Consider the following 403-nt stretch of genomic DNA (forward strand, 5'->3'; position numbering starts at 1 on the left):
TGTCCCGGTTCGCAGTGGCTCGCGCGCAAGCTGATGGCGATCGGCCACCGCGTCCGGATCATTCCGGCGCAGTTCGTGAAGCCCTACGTTAAGTCGAACAAGAACGACACGATCGATGCTGCTGCGATCGCCGAGGCCGTGACACGGCCGACGATGCGCTTCGTCGAGGTGAAGACGCCGGAGCAGTCGGACCTGCAGGCCCTTCACCGGATCCGGGATCAGCTGGTCGGCAGCCGCACACGCCTGATCTGCCAAATGCGCGCCTTCTGCCTGGAGGCGGGTGTCGCCATCCACCAGGGCGGGGGCAAGTTCAAGGCCGATCTGCCGGGGATCATCGCCAACGAGGGCAACGACCTCACGCCGATGATGCGGCGCCTGCTGGCCGATCTCTTCGAAGATCTGC

The 403-nt window shown here is 65.3% G+C and carries 1 protein-coding gene; it reads left to right on the plus strand.

Annotated features, from left to right (window positions below):
* Positions 1-403, plus strand: a 403-nt coding sequence (locus BUQ68_RS22670) for an IS110 family transposase (RefSeq protein ID WP_139315319.1), incomplete at both ends; no start/stop codon positions are given.

The organism is Mongoliimonas terrestris, from assembly GCF_001927285.1.
Taxonomy (GTDB): Bacteria; Pseudomonadota; Alphaproteobacteria; order Rhizobiales; family Pleomorphomonadaceae; genus Chthonobacter; species Chthonobacter terrestris.